The 21,478-nt window shown below is 40.5% G+C and carries 20 protein-coding genes, 1 tRNA gene and 1 pseudogene; 12 read left to right on the top strand and 10 right to left on the bottom strand.

Annotated elements, in window-relative coordinates:
- Positions 1-84 precede the first annotated feature (84 nt).
- The gene (gene deoC / locus V7K60_RS01915; protein WP_334922502.1) at positions 85-765 is read right to left on the bottom strand and encodes a deoxyribose-phosphate aldolase; all 681 of its coding nucleotides are present in this window, start codon (positions 763-765) and stop codon (positions 85-87) included.
- Positions 766-1,029: 264 nt separating this feature from the next.
- Here deoC and V7K60_RS01910 point away from each other — a divergent pair.
- Positions 1,030-1,821 (top strand): annotated as a pseudogene (locus V7K60_RS01910) (Cfr10I/Bse634I family restriction endonuclease).
- A 100-nt stretch (positions 1,822-1,921) separates the two neighbouring features.
- Here V7K60_RS01910 and V7K60_RS01905 read toward each other — a convergent pair.
- On the bottom strand, positions 1,922-3,115 hold the full coding sequence (locus V7K60_RS01905) for a DNA cytosine methyltransferase (RefSeq protein WP_334922500.1): 1,194 nt from the start codon (positions 3,113-3,115) through the stop codon (positions 1,922-1,924).
- A gap of 373 nt (positions 3,116-3,488) precedes the next feature.
- On the opposite strand from V7K60_RS01905, the gene V7K60_RS01900 reads away from it, so the two are divergent.
- The 6 genes from V7K60_RS01900 to V7K60_RS01875 all read left to right on the top strand — a co-directional run bounded on the left by V7K60_RS01900 (position 3,489) and on the right by V7K60_RS01875 (position 9,064).
- Positions 3,489-4,763 (top strand): WcaI family glycosyltransferase, encoded by a 1,275-nt coding sequence (locus V7K60_RS01900; RefSeq protein ID WP_334922498.1) that lies wholly within the window; start codon positions 3,489-3,491, stop codon positions 4,761-4,763.
- Between the two features lie 609 nt (positions 4,764-5,372).
- Positions 5,373-5,831 (top strand): ribosome silencing factor, encoded by a 459-nt coding sequence (gene rsfS, locus V7K60_RS01895; protein WP_334922497.1) that lies wholly within the window; start codon positions 5,373-5,375, stop codon positions 5,829-5,831.
- Positions 5,828-6,328: a CGLD27 family protein gene (locus tag V7K60_RS01890; protein WP_334922496.1), complete on the top strand. Its 501-nt coding sequence runs from the start codon at positions 5,828-5,830 to the stop codon at positions 6,326-6,328. The genes rsfS and V7K60_RS01890 overlap by 4 nt, the downstream gene beginning before the upstream one ends.
- Positions 6,329-6,429: 101 nt before the next feature.
- Complete coding sequence (locus V7K60_RS01885) at positions 6,430-7,383, top strand: asparaginase (RefSeq protein WP_289799287.1); 954 nt, start codon at positions 6,430-6,432, stop codon at positions 7,381-7,383.
- A 46-nt stretch (positions 7,384-7,429) separates the two neighbouring features.
- Positions 7,430-7,506 (top strand) — tRNA-Met (locus V7K60_RS01880).
- 103 nt (positions 7,507-7,609) lie between these two features.
- Positions 7,610-9,064 carry a YcjF family protein gene (locus V7K60_RS01875; protein WP_334922494.1) on the top strand — a complete coding sequence of 485 codons (1,455 nt, stop codon included), beginning with the start codon at positions 7,610-7,612 and terminating at the stop codon, positions 9,062-9,064.
- 297 nt (positions 9,065-9,361) lie between these two features.
- On the opposite strand, the gene V7K60_RS01870 is transcribed toward V7K60_RS01875, so the two are convergent.
- A complete protein-coding gene (locus V7K60_RS01870; protein ID WP_334922492.1) occupies positions 9,362-10,411 on the bottom strand; it encodes a sugar transferase in 1,050 nt (349 codons plus the stop codon).
- Between the two features lie 198 nt (positions 10,412-10,609).
- Between V7K60_RS01870 and V7K60_RS01865 the strand changes: the two genes are divergently transcribed.
- Positions 10,610-11,407, top strand: coding sequence for a 7-carboxy-7-deazaguanine synthase QueE (locus V7K60_RS01865; RefSeq protein ID WP_334922490.1), 798 nt, complete (start codon positions 10,610-10,612; stop codon positions 11,405-11,407).
- 279 nt (positions 11,408-11,686) lie between these two features.
- On the opposite strand, the gene V7K60_RS01860 is transcribed toward V7K60_RS01865, so the two are convergent.
- Positions 11,687-12,331, bottom strand: a complete 645-nt coding sequence (locus V7K60_RS01860) for a DUF3318 domain-containing protein (protein WP_334922489.1) — start codon at positions 12,329-12,331, stop codon at positions 11,687-11,689.
- A 77-nt stretch (positions 12,332-12,408) separates the two neighbouring features.
- Complete coding sequence (locus V7K60_RS01855; protein WP_334922487.1) at positions 12,409-12,966, bottom strand: hypothetical protein; 558 nt, start codon at positions 12,964-12,966, stop codon at positions 12,409-12,411.
- 675 nt (positions 12,967-13,641) lie between these two features.
- Here V7K60_RS01855 and V7K60_RS01850 point away from each other — a divergent pair.
- Positions 13,642-14,523, top strand: a complete 882-nt coding sequence (locus tag V7K60_RS01850) for a LysR family transcriptional regulator (protein WP_334922486.1) — start codon at positions 13,642-13,644, stop codon at positions 14,521-14,523.
- Between the two features lie 135 nt (positions 14,524-14,658).
- On the opposite strand, the gene V7K60_RS01845 is transcribed toward V7K60_RS01850, so the two are convergent.
- Positions 14,659-15,261: a hypothetical protein gene (locus V7K60_RS01845; protein ID WP_334922485.1), complete on the bottom strand. Its 603-nt coding sequence runs from the start codon at positions 15,259-15,261 to the stop codon at positions 14,659-14,661.
- 95 nt (positions 15,262-15,356) lie between these two features.
- Here V7K60_RS01845 and V7K60_RS01840 point away from each other — a divergent pair, with 95 nt between their 5' ends.
- Positions 15,357-15,572 carry a type II toxin-antitoxin system HicA family toxin gene (locus tag V7K60_RS01840; RefSeq protein WP_334922483.1) on the top strand — a complete coding sequence of 72 codons (216 nt, stop codon included), beginning with the start codon at positions 15,357-15,359 and terminating at the stop codon, positions 15,570-15,572.
- Positions 15,569-15,799, top strand: coding sequence for a type II toxin-antitoxin system HicB family antitoxin (locus tag V7K60_RS01835; protein ID WP_334922481.1), 231 nt, complete (start codon positions 15,569-15,571; stop codon positions 15,797-15,799). Before V7K60_RS01840 ends, V7K60_RS01835 begins: the two co-directional genes overlap by 4 nt.
- 28 nt (positions 15,800-15,827) lie before the next feature.
- Here V7K60_RS01835 and V7K60_RS01830 read toward each other — a convergent pair whose 3' ends face one another.
- The 4 genes from V7K60_RS01830 to V7K60_RS01815 all read right to left on the bottom strand — a co-directional run bounded on the left by V7K60_RS01830 (position 15,828) and on the right by V7K60_RS01815 (position 20,378).
- Positions 15,828-16,445, bottom strand: a complete 618-nt coding sequence (locus V7K60_RS01830) for a Uma2 family endonuclease (protein WP_334922479.1) — start codon at positions 16,443-16,445, stop codon at positions 15,828-15,830.
- A gap of 161 nt (positions 16,446-16,606) precedes the next feature.
- Complete coding sequence (locus tag V7K60_RS01825) at positions 16,607-18,415, bottom strand: ABC transporter ATP-binding protein (RefSeq protein ID WP_334922594.1); 1,809 nt, start codon at positions 18,413-18,415, stop codon at positions 16,607-16,609.
- A 179-nt stretch (positions 18,416-18,594) separates the two neighbouring features.
- A complete protein-coding gene (locus V7K60_RS01820; RefSeq protein ID WP_334922478.1) occupies positions 18,595-19,725 on the bottom strand; it encodes an aldo/keto reductase in 1,131 nt (376 codons plus the stop codon).
- Between the two features lie 155 nt (positions 19,726-19,880).
- Entirely contained in the window at positions 19,881-20,378 is a 498-nt protein-coding gene (locus tag V7K60_RS01815; RefSeq protein WP_012406891.1) for a bifunctional nuclease family protein, read from the bottom strand.
- A gap of 340 nt (positions 20,379-20,718) precedes the next feature.
- Between V7K60_RS01815 and V7K60_RS01810 the strand changes: the two genes are divergently transcribed.
- Positions 20,719-21,399 (top strand): riboflavin synthase, encoded by a 681-nt coding sequence (locus tag V7K60_RS01810; protein ID WP_334922476.1) that lies wholly within the window; start codon positions 20,719-20,721, stop codon positions 21,397-21,399.
- The last annotated feature ends 79 nt before the right edge of the window (positions 21,400-21,478 follow it).

Genomic DNA, 21,478 nt, shown 5'->3' with positions numbered 1-21,478 from the left:
TTATTAGTCATTAGTCATTGGTCAGGGGTGATTAGCTTAAGACAAATGACAAATGACAAATGACATAGGACAAAAGACAAATGACTATTCACCCTTTCCCAAGTTATCGCGCTGACGGATCAAATCCATACCGCGAGATGTGCCTAATCTAGTAGCACCCGCTACGATTAAGTTTAAGGCTTGATTGATAGTGTGAATACCACCTGAAGCCTTAATTCCCACCCTTTCTTTTGCCAATTCCTGCAAAAGTCGCACATCTGCCACAGTTGCACCACCATTCCAACCTGTACTAGTTTTTAAGAATGCTGCTCCCGCCTCCATAGCTATTTCCGCAGCTATTTTTTTCTCAGCATCTGTCAACAGGTTAGTTTCCAAAATTACCTTGACCGTTTGCCCAGTCTCTTCGCAAATTTCGGCAATCTCCCGATGGACTTCTTCAGTTTTGCCAGCTTTCAACCAGCCTAAGTTAATGACTACATCCAACTCAGTGGCCCCACTATCCGCTGCTTCTTGAGCTTCATACAGTTTCACTGCTGAAGTTGTTGCACCAGAAGGAAAGCCTATCACCGTACAAACTTTCGGGTTTTTACCGTGGAGCAGTTCGACTGCTTGCTTGACATTAGCGGGGAATAGACAAACTGCCGCAAAGTTGAATCTATATGCTTCTTCACACCATTGCTCAACCTGCTCTGGAGTAGCCGTTGGCATTAACAAGGAGTGATCGATAAATGGCGCAATATCAATGTCTGGATAGTCTGCTGCCATCGTGTCTTCTGCCAGTGATTGATTATTAAACTATATAAAAAATTAAAACATTTCTTATATATATATTAAACCACATTTATTACGAGTTTATCCTGAAAACTAACTGCTGACTTGTCTTGAATATCAGCTTTACAGATATCCCGGAATTCCTGTAAGTATTTAAGTTGACATTAAGTGTTAATAAGGTTAGGAAGGTAAAATCTTTTTGGCAAGAATATTTATTTGCCAAAAATTTTTCCCTTACTTATCTGGAAAAACAGGAAAATGCTTAATGACGCGGTATGGTTTACAGAAATATCAAATGGCAAATTTCGCATCAACAGCAGAGCTATCTACAGAAATTTATCTTCTGAGATAGTGACTAAATTAGCTCAAAACTTATCAGTTAGTGAGATTTTAGACTGGATCAAAAACGAAACAATTAAAGCTTTTAGAGAAAATTACTCACAAAATCCACAAGTCGGCGCTCTCAACAAGGCGATAGGAGGATGGAACGAGTTAATAGCAACTAGCTTCTCGTCTGAAATTATCTATGATATTAATAAAGAAACTGGCATGTGTATTGCGGCTTTTTCTATGCCTAATTCAAAATTACAATTAGAAGGAATAAATGAAGCATATTCAAACTTTTTAAACTTATTTACCAAAGATAATTTTGTTAATATAAATAATTTTTTATCAAAAATTAAACCATTTAAAGACAAAATTTTTATGCCTAGTCCAGACTATATTATAGTTGTTATTGAAAATCAAGGAATTGCGCCCATAATTAACTCGCTTTTACAGCAACAGGTAATAAATCCAGATAGTTTAGTACTCTATAATTTTTTGAAATAAAAACTACATATAGAAGAAGTTAAAACAGCAGTTGCTCTCAAAACTTCAAATCGTCTATATAGGCGTTATCAGCTTTTGTTTGAAGCAGCTATGATTAAAGCTATTGCTTATGTATTACAGCAAGATTGGAAATATTACATGGTTGTCAGTGAGTTAAACCCTGCTGATAGAAGAATATTTAGTACGGCAATTGCACCTCATGGTGTGGCGCTAGAATAGACTTTTCATCTGGTAGATGGTATATACCCATATACTAGGAAAGCAGATTTAGTGCCGTTAGTTGCAGCGGCTATTGAACATTACTGAGTTCTACAGCAATTTAACTAAAAATTAATGGTAACTCCAATTGTTTTATTTCATTTTTAGAATGGTATTCTTTAGTTACTAAGAAGTCAAAAATAGTTTTAGCTAGCGCCTTCGATGCCAAATACGGTACGCCATTGCCAATAGTTTTAAACATATTTGTAAGAGACATATTCTCTGGAAGTAAAAAACTTGCAGGCAAGGATTGTATGGCTAAAGCTTCCGCCACAGATATTCGCCGGATTTGATAGGGATGCAAATGTACTTCATTATTTCCATAGCAAGCTGTCGGAGAGTAACGCCATCTGTGCAGACGCTTGAAAGACTTTTTAGAATCATCTCCTTCATCAATAGCAGCAAATTTTGTGATACCTGCTCTTGGTTGAAAACAGTTTTCAGCATTGGGGTGCTTAAGTACATTATTTTTTCTAAACCAGTATTCAACTGTTAATTCTTGAGGGATGCCATCAGGACAAGGGATGATAGAATTTTCTTGGAATGGATCGCACTTACGCCAAGGGTAAGCGAAAACATTTTCTTGAGGATATAAAATCTGATTTTTCCAAGGAAAATACCTATCATTTAGTAACTTTTCAGTACCGACTTTTATTTCTATATCCTTAAGAAAACTATTTTTGAAGCCTATTAGAATAATTCTTTCTCTATCCTGGGGTACACCATATTCAATAGTATTAATTAATCGCTCTGTTAATATATAGCCTTCTTCCTGTAATCGTTGCTTGAGCGATTCAAAAAACAAGCAGTGCTTTGTCGTTCTCCACAATCCCTTAACATTCTCAAATAAAAAGAAATCAGGAATATTGCGGCAAATTAATTCAACATAAGAAGCAGAAAGCTTGCCATTATCTCCTAAACGTCCTCTATTTTTTCCACCAATAGAAAAATCAGGACAGGGAGGGCCGCCGATGAAACCAATTATATTATGAGATTTGCGGCAGTCTTTGACTAATTCTTGAAGGTGTTGTGCTTCTTTTGTGACAATAAGATTTGTTACATCTGCTGCTTCACCGTGATGATATCCATATTCAGGCGATCGCATTTTCAGAACTTCCCGTGAATGGCGATAGGCGGTGATGAATGGGGCGAAGATTTCATTGACATAAACAATATTAAAACCGCTGGTTTCAAAACCTAAATCTAGGAAACCTGAGCCAGCAAAAAAAGAAAAAATACAAGGGCGATCACTCATTGAATTACTAGTACGAGCAAAAAGTATTATTAGTATTTAGATTCTAGAAAAATGGTTTATGTGCGTAACTTATGGAGAGAGTTAATACTAACTATCCCGATTTGGTTTTAAGGGTTGGTAAAACCTAATCTACTTAAGGTTTCTACGTAAGTACCAATCAAAAAATAACAATTGAAAAACTGCTTAAATAGTAAAAATTTTTTACAGTGTCCCTAAGTATTACATCTCAAAGTTTACTCAATCTTTAAAAAAAATACCTGACATAAAAAGAGTCTGGAGTCACAATTAAATATAGGGGATTCCAAGCCCAAATGATACTTCAGACAAATATTTGTCATTAAATAAAAAACCGGGGTACTTCGGACTAAATTTTATGCGGATTTTAATTTACTCCTACAACTACTATCCAGAACCGATTGGTATTGCCCCACTGATGACTGAATTAGCAGAGGGACTAGTGAAACGTGGGCATGAAGTGCGTGTAGTTACCGCTATGCCCAACTACCCTGAGCGGCAAATTTACCAGGAATATCGGGGCAAATGGTATGTCAACGAATACAAAAATGGCGTTCAAATTCAACGCAGTTACGTTTGGATTCGTCCACAACCCAACCTATTAGATAGGGTGTTACTAGATGCTAGTTTCGTCGTCACTAGTTTTGTACCCGCCCTCATCGGTTGGCGCCCAGATGTGATCCTCTCAACATCGCCATCCTTGCCAAGTTGTGTACCAGTTGCGCTTTTAGGATGGTTACGTGCTTGTCCTGTGATTTTAAATCTACAAGATATATTACCAGAAGCAGCCGTCCACGTCGGTCTGCTGAAAAATAAATTACTCATCCAGTTGTTTACACTATTAGAAAAATTTGCTTACCGCAGTGCCAGTAAAATTAGTGTCATTGCCGATGGGTTTGTGGACAATTTGCGCTCTAAGGGCGTAGAAGCTCACAAAATTGTGCAAATTCCCAACTGGGTAGATGTAAATTTTATCCGTCCTTTACCTAAAGAAGATAACCCTTTCCGCGCAGCACATAATCTCAACGGCAAATTTGTAGTACTGTATTCTGGTAACATTGCCCTAACCCAAGGTTTAGAAAGTGTCGTCAAAGCTGCTTCTGTCTTGCGCCATATCCCAGATATTGTCTTTGTCATCGTTGGAGAGGCAAAAGGTCTACAGCGATTGCAACAGGAATGTTTAGACTGCGGCGCAGATAATGTGTTATTACTGCCATTTCAACCCCGCAAAGATTTGCCACAGATGTTAGCAGCTGCGGATATTGGTTTAGTGGTGCAAAAGAAAAATGTTGTATCCTTCAATATGCCCTCAAAAATTCAAGTGCTACTTGCTAGTGGAGGGGCCTTAATTGCTTCTGTACCCGACAATGGTACAGCAGCAAGAGCCATTAGGCAAAGTGGCGGCGGAGTTATTGTTCCTCCAGAAGATCCCCAAGCTTTAGCAATGGCAATTTTAGATTTGTACCAAAACCCCGAAAAAGTCAAAACTCTGGGTTACAAAAGTCGCCAATATGCCGTTGAGCAATATGCTTTTGAGCAAGCTTTAAATCAGTATGAGTCCTTGTGTTACTCATTGATAGCAGAACGTAGAACAATTCAGTCTACAGGCATAGTTACGAAACAAGAAGTTTAATCTTTGCAACAAAGTTATGTTGCATCTGTATAAATTGCAATTATGCCCTCATATATAAGTAACAGAAGATATTGAGGGTAACTAATTTTACTAATCAAAATACAGCGATAGACAAGCAGGTTTTCAGGTGGATTGTTGAACCAAAAATCTCACGGTTTCACTTCATTCAAACCGTGGGCAATCGGCAACAGGGTATTTAATAGCACTTAATAATATACGTATAAAAATTGTACTTTTGCTAGACCAGTCATTAGATATGCTGTGTTGTATCGTAATTTTTAGCAGACAGACAGTATAAAGCGTAGATGTATAGTTAACTGCGAATTACTAACTTTACATTGCTATGCTGTTTGATGAATCTGCGATTATTTTTGCTGTCAATTCCTGCCGGAAAGCTATTGGTTGATTTATCGCTGCACAATAACCATCAGCAATCAGCTGTTGCGGATATCGAAATCTAAATAGTCAATTATCAAACTAGGCCCATAGACACCTGTTTTTTTGTTAGTATTCAAAAAAACCTATTGACACATTTGTCAGATCAATTGTTTGTTGTTTGTAAGTAAATGTCAACAATTGTTTCAAAAGGAAGAAAGCACCTGAGGTTTAATGACTGATTATTTCCAAGGAAATTTCCCATTGCAATCTGTCCCACTGACTAAGAGTGCGGTAATAAGCCACGGCCAAACCGAAGAGGCAAGCGAAAAATTAGCTGCAACGATCGCAATTGCGGCATCAGACCGCAAAGCAGGTGAGATTTTATTGCTCAAAGTAGCAGAGGTATCTTACCTGGCTGATTACTTTGTGATGATGACTGGCTATTCTAAGGTACAGGTCAGGGCGATCGCTCAAGCAATTGAAGGAAAAGTCGAAACTGAGTTGCAACGGCGTCCCTTAAGGACAGAAGGAAAAGTCGAGGGGAGTTGGGTACTACAAGACTATGGTGATGTGATTGTTCACATCATGATGCCCAAAGAACGGGAGTTTTATAATTTAGAAGCGTTCTGGATTCATGCAGAACGTATTTCCCTTCCAGAATCTGATGAGGGTGAGGGTAAGCCAACATGATTAGGTCTTCGGTTTCTAATTGCCCAGTTCCTACAGACCAACAACCGCTCAATGAATACGAAGAGTTAAAAACTTCCTGGCTGTTTCGTGATACGACTTTAGATTGGCGCGAGTATATCACGAAACTTGTTTGGATTTGGGGTTTATCTTGGCTTTTTGCAGGGCCGATAGCTGCGGCAAGTTTTTCCCCTCACAAGTATATTGCACATTTTATTCTCTGTGGTGCAGCCGGAGCAAGTGTTGGGTTAGTGCTTATACTAGTGAGGTTGTACTTAGGCTGGTTCTACGTGTGCGATCGCCTTTGTAGTCCCACAGTATTTTATGAAGAGTCCGGCTGGTACGACGGTCAAACTTGGACAAAGCCACAGGAAGTCCTTAACCGCGATCGCTTAATTGTCTCATACGAAATCAAACCCATTCTGCGGCGGTTACAATTTACCTTCGCTGGCTTGGCGGGAATGTACGTTATTGGTACTATAGGTTGGCATTTGTTTTAAAGAATTATTGGTCATTGGTCATTAGTCATTAGTCATTAGCTAAAGACTAATGACCAATGACCAATGACTAATTAATTAAAAAAGGTGATAAATATAAACCCATGACAATGGGAAAACGAACTCAAGCCACAGCACTGGAAGTCCGGTTGCTGCGGGAAGGTATTATTGAATCCAGGCATATAGTCCAAGCTGTTGTCTGCGACGAACGAGGACGGGTTCTAACTGTTGCTGGAAATTCTGAAACTGCTGCATTTATCCGTTCAGCCCTCAAACCGTTTCAGGCACTAGCTGTCACCACCACAGGTACACTGGAACGCTATCAACTCAGCGATCGCGACTTAGCAATTATCACAAGTTCCCATAAAGGAAGAATAGATCAAGTCCGACAGGTATTTAACATCCTTTGGCGGGCGGATCTTGACCCGACTATACTCCAGTGTCCAATTCCTGAAGGCAAACGGAGTCCTCTGGAATACAATTGCTCTGGAAAACATGCGGGAATGTTAGCTGTTTGTCAGCAACGCCATTGGCCCTTGAATAACTACTTGGATCGCAAGCACCCAATACAGCAGTTAATTTTGGGCAAGGTAGCAGAGTTGCTGCGAATGCCAGCAGCAGAATTTATCAGCGCTCATGATGACTGTGGCGCACCAACTTATCTGATGCAACTCGGTCACATGGCATCTTTATATGCACTGTTGGCCTCTAGTACCAACTTGGATATGGAGCGCATCGTCCGTGCCATGACTCATCATCCCGCGATGGTAGCAGGAGATGGAGAATTTGATACGGAACTGATGCGCTTAACTCCAGGAGAACTAGTCAGCAAAACTGGTGCCGAAGGAGTGCAGTGCATTGGTAGACTCGGTGAAGGCTTGGGATTGGCAATCAAAGTCATGGATGGGGCGAAACGGGCAAAATATGCTGTTGCTATTCACTTACTCCAGCAAATGGGGTGGATTAGTCCCAGCGCCGCCGAAAGCCTCTCAGAAAAGTTTGTCACCTTGGGAAAATACAAGCGTTTAGAAGTAATTGGAGAATTATCATTTTTGTAGTTGCCAAACTCTTGACTATAGGTTATAGTATAAAAGTTAAGAGCGACGCGGGATAGAGCAGCCTGGTAGCTCGTCGGGCTCATAACCCGAAGGTCAGTGGTTCAAATCCACTTCCCGCCACCAAATGAAATGTAAAACAAAACCCTACAATCAGTAAAGATTGCAGGGTTTTGTTTTATTTTGATCTATTCTGGAAGAAATAGCCATCTAAAAGGCGCGGAGAATCATGGTTGTGAAGTTGCAGCGACCAATTTTAGTGGGAGGATTGGGACTTTCCTTTTCTCTGTGGATGTTGGACAGTTGGCACGATTCTATAGTGCAGGTGGGTGAGTTTGGTTTGTTGAGTGCCTTAGCTGTAGGCGGTGGTTTGTGGTTATTCCAGCAAAATCGCCCCAAAGACAGTTTAAAGCAGCTAGATGGTATGGTGGTTGATCGAGCGACTGTGGAAAGTGCGATCGCTAAAACTGAAACTGTAATTAACCAACTAGCACAAGAAGCAGAAAATCATCCAGCTTTAGAGACACTTAGAAAACAAGTTGCCCAATTGTTGCTGGAATCAGACAGACAACAAATTCAAGTAGCTGTGACTGGCGGGAAATCCGTGGGTAAAAGCACTTTAATTCAAGTGCTACAAAATCTAGAGACACAAAATTTCGTGTCTCTACAAGAGACAGCACCTTTATTTAGAGAAGTGGGTGAAAATTCAGATGCGGCTATTTTGGTAGAAGTAGCAAAATCTGATTTTGTTCTATTTCTGACAAACGGTGATTTGACAGACTCAGAATTTCAAACCTTACAGCAGCTAAAAGCAGCAAATCAGCCTAATATGCTGGTTTTCAACAAACAAGACCAGTATTTAACCGATGAAAGCGCCAACATCTTTAGTCAATTGAAACAGCGGATGCAGGGAAATGTAGTTGCAACTGCGGCCTCTCCCATTGCCATCAAAGTCCGAAAGCATGAGGCTGATGGTTCTGTGCAAGAGTGGATGGAGCAACCAGCAGCAGATATCCAGCAGTTAACTCAGCAGTTGGGTGAAGTTTTGGCACAGCAAGGACAACGGCTAGTTTGGTTGACAACCATGAGGAAAGCCGGATTGTTGAAAGCTGAGGCGAAAAATTGGCTGAATGGAGCCAGACGCGATCGCGCCACCCCAATTATTGAACAATATCAGTGGATAGCTGCCGCCGCTGCCTTTGCTAATCCAGTACCAGCCTTTGATATTCTGGCAACTGCGGCAATTAATGCTCAAATGGTAATGGATTTGGGTAATATTTATCAGCAAAAATTCTCCCTAGAACAGGCACAAACTGTAGCTGGAACAATGGGAAGTTTGATGCTGAAATTAGGTTTAGTTGAACTTTCTACAAAGGCTATTAGTACTGTTCTGAAAAGTAATGCCGTTACCTTTGTTGCTGGTGGCGTAGTGCAGGGAGTAAGTGCAGCTTATCTGACTAGAGTCGCAGGGTTAAGTCTAGTTGATTATTTCCAACAGCAGGAAATAGCGATAGATTCTGGAACTGGTTTAAATTTGGATAATTTGCGGCAAACTTTGCAAAAAGTATTTCAGCAAAATCAGCAGATTGGTTTTTTGCAGGGGTTTGTTAAGCAAGGTGTGAAGCGTTTGTTGCCAGAGGTGCAGCAGGTTGAAGTAGTTAGTGTTCAGAAGGCGATGGGATAATCTCATACACAGGATTACCAAATTTTGAATTTTGGATTTTGGATTGAATGATTCAAAATCCAAAATTGCTTTCAAACCCTGATTTGAATAGTGGATAAAAATACATAAACATCTTTGTTTTAATCAAGAGGATTCATCCGTGGGATCAGTCTAAAATCTAAAATCTAAACTTAGCTGACACTTGCCTGGTGCTGTAAGTAAACCTAAAATTTACCCAAGCCTAAAATAGGCTTGGGTGTATTTAAGAATATCGTGAGAGTTGCGAGTTATCAAAAAATTGTAAATAAGGATAATTAGCTAAACAGCACCACTGTTTCTATTAAACAGAATAGCTATAGTTTTGAAAATTAGCTTTAAATCGTACACTAAACTCCAATTTTTTTGATACTGCAAATCCAGACGAATTACATCTTCAAAACTACGGACTGTAGAACGTCCATTTACTTGCCATTCGCCAGTCATACCGGGTTTTACATCTAAACGTTGCCACTCAGGTACTTCATAACGTTCCACTTCATCGGGTGTAGGTGGTCGAGTGCCTACTAAACTCATCTCTCCTTTGAGGACGTTCCAAAATTGGGGTAATTCATCAAGACTAGTTCGCCGTAACAAGCGCCCTACCTTAGTAATTCTGGGGTCATTCTCATTCTTGAAAAAAGCACCTTGCACTTGGTTTTTGACTTGGGATTTCTTCGCTTCCGCATCCACACACATAGAGCGGAATTTCCAAATTTTAAACTGTTTCCCCATCCAGCCACAACGAATTTGACTAAAGAAAATGGGACCGGGATCGTTAATTTGAATAGCGATCGCAATCGGAATAAACAAAATTCCTGTAATTAATAAACCAATCACTGACCCGACAATATCTAAGAACCGTTTCATCCAAGATGCCATAGAAGGGTGAGTAGTAGGTAACTGCTCTACTTTACGGGAAGTTGTCTTCCGATTATCTACTACGTCATCTTGTTCTATTAACGACCCATCCTCTACAAGCTCTAAAGGAAAAACCTGATCTAACCCTGTGAGTTTTAGAACTGCCATGACTTGAGGTGTTACATCCCGCAGTGTTAATGTAATACCCTTGACCTGAGCATATTTAAAATTACTTACCAGGGCACCTAAACCACTACTATCGATAAAAGTAGTTTGGTGAAAGTCAATGATGATTTGCTTGGGATGTGAATTGGGCCCAATTAAGCCTTGGCAGGTTTGCTTAAAGCCTAAAGCCTCCAGCACGCTCAACCGCGTCGGCACCTGCACTATAGCAATGTCGTTTAGGGAATTAACTGGAAAATCGACCTCTGTCGGTTGGCTAGTCATGAAGCTCTGCACTTTCGTTGCCATGTATAATGTAATCTGCCAAACATTACTTTGTCCTACACAATTACTTAACCTAATATCGGAATTAGTGGTAATCAGGACTAACTGCTATTTACTAGGGCTGAGATTGGAGATCGCTAGCGACGATTCACAATAGAACAAGAAGCCAAAAAACATCCTTGCTGTTGTGCCGACGCAGCGCGATCGCGTTGCTCTCATCAAATGATTGCTAAAAATACGGTTACACCTACCGCACGCCTGATTGAGGTCTTTTCTGCCATTCAAGGGGAAGGACTGAATGTAGGGACACGTCAGATATTTATTCGTTTTGCTTTGTGTGATTTGCGCTGTCACTTTTGTGATAGTGCCCACACTTGGAGTGCACCTACAACTTGTCGGATAGAGCGATCGCCTGGATTGCGCGACTTTGAAATCCACTCTAACCCCGTTCCATTACCCATATTAATCGAATGGGTGGAACAGCAAAATCTACCTTGTCTACACGATAGCATTAGCTTAACTGGCGGCGAACCACTTCTTCATGCCTCATTTCTAACGCAGTTTCTACCCCAAGTGCGAGCCATAACTGGTCTACCTATATACTTAGAAACCGGCGGACATCGCCCAGAACAACTAGCAATGATTATCCCATACTTAGACTCTGTAGGTATGGATTTCAAATTGCCCAGTGTTAGTGGCGAAAGTCATTGGCAAGAACATAGTAAATTTCTCCAGTTATGTTATGACTCATATTTAAATGTTTTTGTCAAGATAATTGTGTCTCAAAACACAGATCCTGCCGAGTTAGAACGTTCAGCTTCGTTGGTGGCAGAGGTTAGTCCAGATATCCCAGTATTTTTACAACCTGTCACGCCTTTGGCTGTATCAGAACAATTTTCTCCATTATTTGTACTTGCGCCTTCCAGCGATCAAGTTTTGACGTGGCAAGCTTTGATGAAGGGGTTTGTCAAGCACGTGCGCGTGATCCCCCAAACGCATAAAATGCTGAACCAGTTGTAAAATTTGAGTTTGATAAAGATGTAGTCAAGAAAAAAGTAAGATTTTATGAAATGGTAATTGGGCTGTTGCTGCTAATTAAGGAGGCAGCAGCCTCCTTAGTAGGTAGTCTAATTAGCTAAATCAAAAGACCACTGAGAGGTTTTATTACGTAAAATCTTCCCTCTCCAACTTTAAGAGAAACTTGAACTAAAGTTCGAGGCAGGGAGAGGTTTGTTAAAGCCACGTTGATTTAGGTGTTTCGGGGGTGAGCAAATACCCACCCAACCTAATTTATGGTTGCTATAGTGCGCCCTCATCTGGAGTTTTCGATTTAGCTTTTGCCTTATTGGCACTGCGTTTGAGGGCAGAGAGTCTTGCTTCGTATCTCGACCGTTGGCGCTTACTTGCAGTATTATCAATCAGGGTTTTCAAGGCGCTACCGAGACTCTTGTAGGCATTGGGGAGGCTATAACCAAAACGAGTTGCTAAAGCGATCGCTTTTTCATCAGCATTGAGCAATTCTCTTAGTTGCTTTTCCCCACTATTCTTTTGGTACAGTCGCCAGCCTGACACGCCACAAAGCGACAAAGCTAACACCAGCAGCAATCCATCTTGTACCCACAATTCCCCGACAGCACCACCTAAACCGATGGCTAGTGCTGCCATTTCCCAACCATCTTTAGGAATTGTGTCATTTTGAACGCGAGCAACCTCATGCCAGAACAGCAGATTACGCTGATCCATTGCGAGGGCATCCCATTTCACCAAATCAATTTGAATTTCTACCTGGTCTTTACCAATTTCTTCGCAGCGAACCAGGGGTGGATTGACCTCAGTTGTGCCTTCAACCGTGACCCAGCTTTGCAGTTCTGGTGGTAGTAAGGCTTTCAACCGCCGGAGTTCGCTCATTTCCGCTTTGGCAGAGGAGGTTGCATAGGATGTCATAATATCCAGCCCCAGAAAATTTCAGTATATAGTGAGGGTATCACTTTGGAGTATAGCTATTTAAGTGATGATCCGTCTCACTCACTAGGAAAACTTCCTCGCTTTTTTCGCGCTTCCATTGCTTTTTCTAGTAAATCTAACAATCCTGGGGCTTCTTCTTGGATACTAAGTAATAGTCTTTCCCCAAGTTCTATATTCCCCGGATCGAGACCTGTTGCCATCACTTCTTTCAGGCGAGGTATTGCTATGCCATCCACAATCTGAATTAATCCACTTAAACAACGGTGAAATTGTCTTTCTGTGAGAATTGAGTCTTCTAAAGGAAACTCAATGATCGCACGGATTTCGCCATCGGATGGGTCATATTCCCACTGCAACATTTTAGTTTCCCACGAAATGGCAAGCATTGTCTGGAGGATAGCTGCCTTGTGAGGATGGTCTTGGATTCCTCCCAGAACTTGAGGGGCAAATACCCGAAAAAATTTTCCTTCTTCATCCAGTTGGACAACTATTAGGAAATCTTCTAAGTTATCAGCCTCCACGCCTGTTATAATTCGGTCTTCTTCATCATCAAAACGGTAGTCCCAACCAAGGTTGTCTAAATAGTTGGCAATCTGTTTGAGGTTAGCTCCCATAAAAGCCTCATAAGGAACGTGGAGCAGTTGTTACCAGACCTAGTTTAACCTGCTAGGGGTAGTTGTTTGGGTTGGTGTGGATACTTCTAATCCTATAGAAGTATGCAATTAGGGTATTGGGCATGGGTTATGGGGTATGGGGCATTGAAGATAACGAAAATAGGTGCTCCTTCGGTCTTATGAATGATATTTTTTGAATAACTCTTGCTCATTATTAAAGAAGCAATAATTACTATTTTTCAAATCTTAGCAGTGAAGGATATAGCACTAACTCGCTTAAAGTTTAATTCTTTTTTTAATTTGAATTAATATATTGCTAGATCAAGCATGGTGGCATGATTTGTAATCAAATTGAAAGCTAAAGCCAAGGTTAAATAATTTATATATAGCATCCTCTATTTTTGAAAATATACGTAAAAACTTCAATTACTGCTTTTAAAAGCGAATCAACATAGCATATAAATTGATATAATTTTATATTACAAGCAACCAATTATTTTCAGTCAATGATTATAGTGAACAATGCATTGTTAATTTTGATTCTCAATAAACTTTATGCATAAATCAGTATTAATTCTAGCGATCGCACGTCTAGTTTTTATTACAAATCTTCTAAAAAGTCTGCGCTATTTGCGTCTTTTTATAGAAAATTGAAACTTATAAAATATCAAAAAAATGGAATTGCGACACTTGCGCTACTTTATTGCTGTAGCTGAAGAACTGCACTTCAGTAGAGCCGCCGAGCGACTGCACATCGCTCAACCACCCTTAAGTCAACAAATTCAGCAATTAGAGGCGCAATTGGGAGTAGAACTATTTCACCGTAAAACCAAACGACAGGTGCAACTAACAGAAGCAGGGGAAGTTTTTTTGCAAGAAGCTTATCAACTTTTAGCTCAACTACAAAAAGCAATTGAGCTAACCCAAAAAACGGGAAGAGGTGAAAAGGGACAATTACGAATTGGGTTTACCAGTTTGGCAACTTATGATTTGCTTCCTGTGATTTTGCGGCGGTTTAGAGAACAGTTTCCAGAAGTAGAGTTAGTATTGCAGGAATTAACCACAACTCAGCAGGAGCAAGCGCTACAAAATCGCCGCATTCATGTAGGTTTTGCCCATCCACCTTTAGAAGACAACACACTCAATCAAGAATGCATTCAGCAAGAAGCTTTGATTGTGGCTATGTTAAAAACTCATCCCTTAGCTGAACAAGAAAAGATTTCAGTGGGATCGCTAGTAAACGAAAACTTTATCATGTTCCCTCGCCATTTGGGGCCCGGACTTTACGACCAAATCGTGAGTCTTTGTCAGCAAGGAAATTTCAGCCCAAAAGTGACTCAAGAAGCGATTCAGATGCAGACGATTATCGGATTGGTGTCAGCAGGAATGGGGATTGCGATCGCACCGTCTTCATTGCAAAATCTTCAGAGAACTAGTGTAGTTTATCGTACTCTAGAGGAGAAAACACCATTAGTAGAAACGGCTATAGTGTGGCGGGAAGAAGATATGACACCTGTACTAAGGGAATTTCTACAAGTCGTCAGGAGTATCTGTTGAGAAATGACGATCCTCTTCTGACGAAGATGCTACGCGAAATAACAAAACATTTAAACTTTGTATTTAAAAATATAGTTTTTTTAAGTAAAAAATTAATTATAGATGCTACTTACTCAACCCAATTTTTACTACTCACTAAAATTTTAGTAGAGAGTCCTTCATTCTCCTAAGCTGCTTTGGGGCTGCAAATAAATAGATATATTGAGAATGATAAGGCCATCTTGCCCAACCACCCCAATCCATAAAGCGAACCCATAAAGTTGTTGGTGAACACGTACCTACTTCCAGAGGGAACCTCCAAATATCCCTATTTAAAGCAAGCTCTGGATGAATTGGTGCAAAAGTATCTTGAGCATCCCATTCAATGATTCCGTCTTCACCCCATGATGTACCATCAAATTCTGCTTTAAATGGTTGAGCTATCCCTTGCAAAATAGAATTGTTATGTTCTCTCTGTGAATTTGCCAAAGGTACATCGGGTACTGCAATAGCAATAAATGCTGCCTTTTGAGACGCTATTAGGGCATGAAATTGACCTATAATGTAACCAGAAGTTAAGGCATCTCCGCTTACATATTCTTGGAGAAACAAGTCTTTATAAGAAATTTGACTAGGATGACCTTCATCAATTAAGTAATTACTTGCATTTTTGTAGAAACTAAAGCATATTGGAAACCAATCTGGACTTTTCTCTACAATTTCATAAATTTTAAACTTGATAGCTTCTGATAGAGACAAGTTTGACCTCAAAAATATTTAGTAAAAATCTGAGTTATTTATATAGTATTTATGTACCAAAAAGATAATAACATAGTTATTTAAATTTAGGGTAGATGCCCAAAAAAATCAGAGAGTTAAAAGCAATTTTGATGAAGGCTGAGTTTGTCTATCGTCCTGCAAAAGGTAGTCATACCTTCTGGACTCACCCATTGATACCTGATGAACCAGTTACCATTGCTGGAAAAGATGGAGACGATGCACCCCGATACTTGGAAAAGCAAGTCAATAGTGTTTTGAAGCAACTCGCAGAAATAGAGGAAGAAGAATGAATGATCGCTATAGTATGGTAATTCAATGGTCAGATGAGGATAATTGCTACTTAGTACACTTGCCAGAATTCCCTTGGCAGCAATTCCACACTCATGGTAAGACTTATGAACAAGCCGCTAAACATGGGCAAGAGGTGATTGAATCTCTGATTGAATGGTATAAGGAGCAAGGAAAAGCTTTGCCAGAGCCAATTACTTTTCCTCAAAAACCGTTAAAAGTGGCTTAAATATTTTTCAGATACAGGGCATCGCACCTTACCCCAATTCCTCAACATCAGCGCTTTCCCCTTCAAACTCAACAGGCTCAAACTTCACCTTGTTGTATAAATCCTGTAAGGAAATCTCAAATGGTACGGTTACAAGTGCGATCGCTTGATCTTCTTCATCATATTCACGAAGCGTCCATTGCTTTTTCCCAATTTTGGAAAACTGATCTATATGAATCTGAGTTTGGTCAATTAATAAATATTCTTGAAAGGTAGAAATAGTTCGGTAAGCCTGAAATTTATCTTCGCGATCGTACCCTTTGGTAGATTTTGATAAAACCTCAACAATGATTTGTGGGTTCAAAATTATATCCCTTCGGTTGTTAAAAAACTCTGGTTCACCTGCCAGAATCATCACATCTGGATAGGTGTAGGTTCGCTTTTGGGATATCCACAGACGAACATCACCCATGAAAACTTCGTAATCTTGCTGTCGAAACGCAAAATTTAAAGCAGCACTTAGATTTAGAGAGATTCTATTGTGATTCGCTGTTCCACCCGCCATAGGAATTATTTGCCCGTCAATGTATTCACTTTTGTAGTCAGCAACTTCTTCTAGCTCTAAATATTCCTCTGGCGTATAGTATCGCTGTTGTGTTATTTGCATAGTTTTATCGGGTAACAATGTTTAACAATACGGTTAATCTAGGTACTAAAGAAATTTCACCCATGTTTACCGAACAGTTTAACGTGGTTGTATAGAAATATTATGTGCTTTCTACAAAGTGAGCGAGCGCTATCTAAAACAAAGTCTACTAGCTTCTTTTCCTATTGATAACCGGCGGCTTGTAACAGAAACAACTTGGCATAACGTCCTCCTAGCTTTAACAAATCTTCGTGAGTTCCTTGTTCTATAACTTCGCCGTTTTCTATAACTAGGATTTTGTCAGCCATCCGTACCGTCGAGAAGCGATGAGAAATCAAAAGTACCATTTGATTTTTAGTAATAGCGCGAAAATGATTGAAAATCTCAAACTCAGCTTGGGCATCTATTGCTGATGTTGGTTCATCTAACACCAAGATATCTGCTTGCGATCGCATAAAAGCACGAGATAAAGCAATCTTCTGCCACTGTCCTCCAGAAAGTTCCTGTCCTCCCTTAAACCAACGACCAAGTTGAGTCTGAAAGCTTTGAGGTAATTGGTCAATAAAAGATTGGGCCATGCCTTTTTGGGCAGCAGTTTGCCACTGTTTTTTGTTTTCGAGATGTTCTACATCGCCTACGCCAATATTCTCCCCCACAGTGAACTGGTAGCGGACAAAGTTCTGAAAAATCACACCAATACGACGCCGCAATACATCCACATCCCATTCCTGCAAGTCCAACCCATCTAAGAAAATTCGCCCGGAGTCTGGCGTGTAGAGTCGGGTAAGTAGTTTGATTAAGGTAGTCTTACCGGAACCGTTTTCACCCACAATTGCCAATTTCTCTCTGGGTTTTAAGTGCAGCGAAATGTTTCTCAATGCTGGCTTGGAATTTCCCGGATAAGTAAATGAGACATTCTCAAAACGGATACCATCTTGGGGATTTAAACCAATGGTTGCCTTACCCCAAGATTTTGGTACTTCTTCTTCCAGAAAATCGTAAAGATTTGATAGATATAGGTTGTCCTCATACATCCCTCCAATAGAAGTGAGGGCATTGGAAAAAGTAGATTGTCCTTGGCGAAACACAGTGAGATACATTGTCATATCTCCCAAAGAAATCTTACCTAGCACTGTTTCCAACACAATCCAAGCGTAAGCTAGGTAAAAAGCCCCAGTACTAACTAAACTCAGTAGATATCCCCATAATCCTCGCCGCAGAGTCAAATCGCGGTCTTCGCCATAGAGTTGTTCAAACAGGTTGCGGTAACGTTCTAGCAGCATCTCTCCCAACTGATAGAGTTTGACTTCTGTGACAAAATCTTCTCTTGCTAGTAGATTTTCTAAGTAGTTTTGTTGACGAGTTTCTGGCGCACGCCAACTAAACAAGCGAAAGCCTTCTCCAGCAAACTTTGTTTCCGCAATAAATACAGGCATAGCTGCCAAAACCAGTACCACCACCGCCCAAACTGAGAAATTTACTAGCAAAATCCCGTAGGTAATCAGGGAAAGGGCACTTTGCACTAATCCAAAGGTGCGGTTTACTAAGGAAAGGGGACGAACTGATGCTTCTCGTCGGGCATTGGTCAATTTGTCATAAAATTCTGAGTCTTCAAACTGCCTAAGATCCAGTGTCAGCGCCTTTTCTAAGATGAGTACATTCACTCGCTGACCCATTAGCGCCCGCAATAGAGACTGACAAATGATAATTCCCCGTTGACCGCCTGCTAGTAAAATTACAGCGATCGCTTCTAATCCTACATAAAATAGAGACGGATAAATATTGACAAAACCATTGTTTTGTGAATTAACTTGAGATGCAAATACCACTGCATCAACAATTAACTTACTAATGTAGGATATCGCCGCCGGTAAAAGACCAGCCACTAAAGTTAAACTTGCTAGAAGAATAGTAAGCGATCGGCTAGTAGTCCATACTAAGCTTACAGCCCGTCCACTGTAGCGAAAAACTGTCAGTGATTGACGTAGGATCTTTCTTTTTTTTTAATCTTCATCTTTCTTTGCGCGAGATACCCCAGCTTGGGCGGATCTTCCTGACTCTATTAAATCTTTATAAATTTTACCAATAAAGAACTCAGAACTCAGGGGACAGAAGTCAGAGTTACGAGACGGATATTCTGAATTCTGAATTCTGACTCCTGTTTATATTTTTATCCCCACAATCTCCGACCTACTTTCCCAGTTAATTTTTGGTGAGTATCTTCTAACAAAGCTGGAATATCTAACTTTTCTGGACAGCGAGGCAAACAGTCACCACATTCTGTACATCGGTTGCCTTTCATTCCTGGGAACCAGTGACCGGCATTTTCAAACATTCCGTAACGATATTGGCCATAGTCTTTCATATCGTATGCCACGGTGAGATTACGTAAACGTAATACCTCTGGAATATTGATATTTTCTGGACAGGGCAAACAAGCATAACACTGGCTACAATTATCAGTTTCCAAAGCAAGTTTTTGGTGATTTTCTAACCGCCAGAAAGTGGAAATTTCTGCTGATGTTAACTCTTCATCATGGTCAGCAATTTGCAAAGGTTCTATTAATTCACCTGGGTTAGCTGGCCCTATACTCAAAGTAGTAATACGGCGATCGGCAAGTAAAAATCGATAATTTAATTCTAAGGGTGAATACGGGTAACACAGGTCTTTTAGAGTTTGTGGTGGCGTGTAGAGGCGTCCTCCCTTATCAGCAGGGGAAATAATGAAAATGCCCATATCCTTTTCGGCAGCTAGTTGAATCGCTGGTGCGTGCCGTTGAAAAAAATAGTAATAATGCAGATTAACAAATTCAAATAAATCTGTGTTTATTGCAGCCTGAATTACCTCTAATGACCCGTGGGTGGAAAAACCAACGTGTCGTACTCGACCATCAGCAACAGCTTCCTCTACAGCTTGCATACAACCATTTTTGGCTTGCACCCACTCCAAATGTTGCCAAGTGTTCAAACCATGAACACCTAAGCAATCTAAATAATCTAGTTGTAATCGTTTTAGGGATTCATCGATGCACCGACGCATAGTGTCAGCATCTGCTGTGGCTGAGATTTTGGTAGTGACATAAAGCCTCGTTCGGGGTACTGACAACCCAGCTTTTAGCACTCTACCAAGATACTCCTCACTTTTGCCGTAACCTCTGGCGGTTTCTAGATGATTAATTCCTAGCGCTAAGGCTTGTTCAATAGTCTGGTGAGCATTTTCAAAAGAAGCTAGGTAGCGCATTGTTCCCAAGGAAAAAACCGAGAGGCGCAGATTCGTTTTTCCAAAGCGTCGGTATTGCATTTTTAACAAAGAGTTAGGAGTTAGGAGTTATAAGTTAGGAGTTGAAGGAAGTAATTCATAACTCTTAACTCCTAACTTTTTTTGCTTACAAGTTAGGAGTTGAAGCAAAATCACTCATAACTCCTAACTCCTAACTCATAACTCATAACTTTAATTTAGCTGTCGCCATTACCAAAGCGCTTGATCAAATCTTCAGGACGGAGATTGGAAATAAATTCACGGAAGGCTTGCTGTTCGGCTTCATCTGCATCGCGATCAACAGGGATAGAAGCATCGGCAATGACTTCTTCCATTACCCAAATGGGAGTATTTGTACGGAGGGCAATAGCGATCGCATCGCTAGGACGCGCGTCAATTTCTTTTTTGACTTCGCCTTGTTGGACAATTAAAGCTGCATAAAATGTATCCTTTTGCAGGGAATGAATAATGACCTTTTCTAGAGTCATGTTCCAAGTCTCTAGAAGATTCACAATTAGGTCGTGGGTTAAGGGTCTGGGAGGCTTCTGATTCTCCAGTGCGCCCATAATTGCCCTAGCCTGTTCCTGACCAATGTAAATTGGCAAAGCCCGCCGATCTGAAGAATCTTTCAAAAGGACGATCGGGCTGCGGGTTATGGCATCTAATGCTATGCCAGCGACTTTCATTTCAATCATTGCCTAAGCCTCTACAATGCTTTGAGAGCCTTGGATGCCGTGTAATAAATAGCACCCATTTTTAGGCGGTTTGGTGACAATAATAAACATAAGCATTCGTTCTCTATAATTGCTTCTATTAAACTCCGAACTTGTGGTGAAAACCAGAGTAAGTCAAATTGGTCTTCTTAGACAATAACCTTCTTACCCAAGTATGCCCTGTGAAGGATGCTAATGTGTTAATATTCCTATGCGAAAAAAAGTCAGAAAATATACTTGGATGTTCGAGATTTATGTGACAATTACCAATTGATTTCAGGCAAAATTAGGCAATAAATAGAGTTAGTTTGACAAAAAAGCCGTGTTTACAGGATTAATCCAGGCATTAGGAACGATGGAACCCTTAGGGGGCGATTCTTGGCAAATTACTTGTGTAAGCCATTCGGGTGAAGTAATTATGCAAGATTTGGCTTATGGTGACAGTGTTGCTGTAGATGGTGTTTGCCTGACAGTGGAACAAGTTTTAAAAGACGGGTTTATTGCCACTGCTTCACCAGAAACTCTACGCCGCACCACTCTAGGAGGTGAGCAAACCCAACAGAGATATGTCAATTTAGAAGCGTCACTCAGGGTAGGCAGCAAACTTGGCGGTCATTTTGTGATGGGTCATGTAGACGGCATCGGTCGATTGCTAGTGGCAGAACAAACAGCTAGTTCTTGGGAAATGACCTTTATTGCTTCCGTTGCGATCGCACGGTATATTGTCCCTAAAGGTAGCATCGCCGTCAATGGCATCAGCCTCACAGTCGCCGCTTATGAGCCAGAACTCTCCCAATTCAAAGTAGCGGTAATTCCCCTGACATACAGCGAGACAAATCTTCGCTATTTGGTTGCTGGCAGTTTGGTGAATCTAGAAGGGGATATTCTCGGCAAATACGTCGAAAAATTCCTTTATTCTGCCAACGCCCACACCAAAGCCACTGATGACAATAGTATAGATGGCATTACACCCGCATTCTTAGCAGAACACGGGTATTTGTAACTAAAAAAGTTAGGAGTTAGGAGTTAGAAGTTAGGAGTTAAGAGTTTTAAATTCATAACTCTTCACTCCTGACTCCTAA

Origin of the sequence: Nostoc sp. (genome assembly GCF_036917555.1) — a bacterium.
Classification (GTDB): domain Bacteria; phylum Cyanobacteriota; class Cyanobacteriia; order Cyanobacteriales; family Nostocaceae; genus Nostoc.
Note: the sequence above shows the minus strand (reverse complement) of the source record. Positions and strands in the feature narration are given on the sequence as shown.

What these genes read in the sequence shown, in the direction of transcription:
- deoC (WP_334922502.1), bottom strand. Translation starts at nt 765, where the DNA reads ATGGCAGCAGACTATCCAGACATTGATATTGCGCCATTTATCGATCAC.
- V7K60_RS01905 (WP_334922500.1), bottom strand. Translation starts at nt 3,115, where the DNA reads ATGAGTGATCGCCCTTGTATTTTTTCTTTTTTTGCTGGCTCAGGTTTC.
- V7K60_RS01900 (WP_334922498.1), top strand. Translation starts at nt 3,489, where the DNA reads ATGCGGATTTTAATTTACTCCTACAACTACTATCCAGAACCGATTGGT.
- rsfS (WP_334922497.1), top strand. Translation starts at nt 5,373, where the DNA reads ATGACTGATTATTTCCAAGGAAATTTCCCATTGCAATCTGTCCCACTG.
- V7K60_RS01890 (WP_334922496.1), top strand. Translation starts at nt 5,828, where the DNA reads ATGATTAGGTCTTCGGTTTCTAATTGCCCAGTTCCTACAGACCAACAA.
- V7K60_RS01885 (WP_289799287.1), top strand. Translation starts at nt 6,430, where the DNA reads ATGACAATGGGAAAACGAACTCAAGCCACAGCACTGGAAGTCCGGTTG.
- V7K60_RS01875 (WP_334922494.1), top strand. Translation starts at nt 7,610, where the DNA reads ATGGTTGTGAAGTTGCAGCGACCAATTTTAGTGGGAGGATTGGGACTT.
- V7K60_RS01870 (WP_334922492.1), bottom strand. Translation starts at nt 10,411, where the DNA reads ATGGCAACGAAAGTGCAGAGCTTCATGACTAGCCAACCGACAGAGGTC.
- V7K60_RS01865 (WP_334922490.1), top strand. Translation starts at nt 10,610, where the DNA reads ATGATTGCTAAAAATACGGTTACACCTACCGCACGCCTGATTGAGGTC.
- V7K60_RS01860 (WP_334922489.1), bottom strand. Translation starts at nt 12,331, where the DNA reads ATGACATCCTATGCAACCTCCTCTGCCAAAGCGGAAATGAGCGAACTC.
- V7K60_RS01855 (WP_334922487.1), bottom strand. Translation starts at nt 12,966, where the DNA reads ATGGGAGCTAACCTCAAACAGATTGCCAACTATTTAGACAACCTTGGT.
- V7K60_RS01850 (WP_334922486.1), top strand. Translation starts at nt 13,642, where the DNA reads ATGGAATTGCGACACTTGCGCTACTTTATTGCTGTAGCTGAAGAACTG.
- V7K60_RS01840 (WP_334922483.1), top strand. Translation starts at nt 15,357, where the DNA reads ATGCCCAAAAAAATCAGAGAGTTAAAAGCAATTTTGATGAAGGCTGAG.
- V7K60_RS01835 (WP_334922481.1), top strand. Translation starts at nt 15,569, where the DNA reads ATGAATGATCGCTATAGTATGGTAATTCAATGGTCAGATGAGGATAAT.
- V7K60_RS01830 (WP_334922479.1), bottom strand. Translation starts at nt 16,445, where the DNA reads ATGCAAATAACACAACAGCGATACTATACGCCAGAGGAATATTTAGAG.
- V7K60_RS01820 (WP_334922478.1), bottom strand. Translation starts at nt 19,725, where the DNA reads ATGCAATACCGACGCTTTGGAAAAACGAATCTGCGCCTCTCGGTTTTT.
- V7K60_RS01815 (WP_012406891.1), bottom strand. Translation starts at nt 20,378, where the DNA reads ATGATTGAAATGAAAGTCGCTGGCATAGCATTAGATGCCATAACCCGC.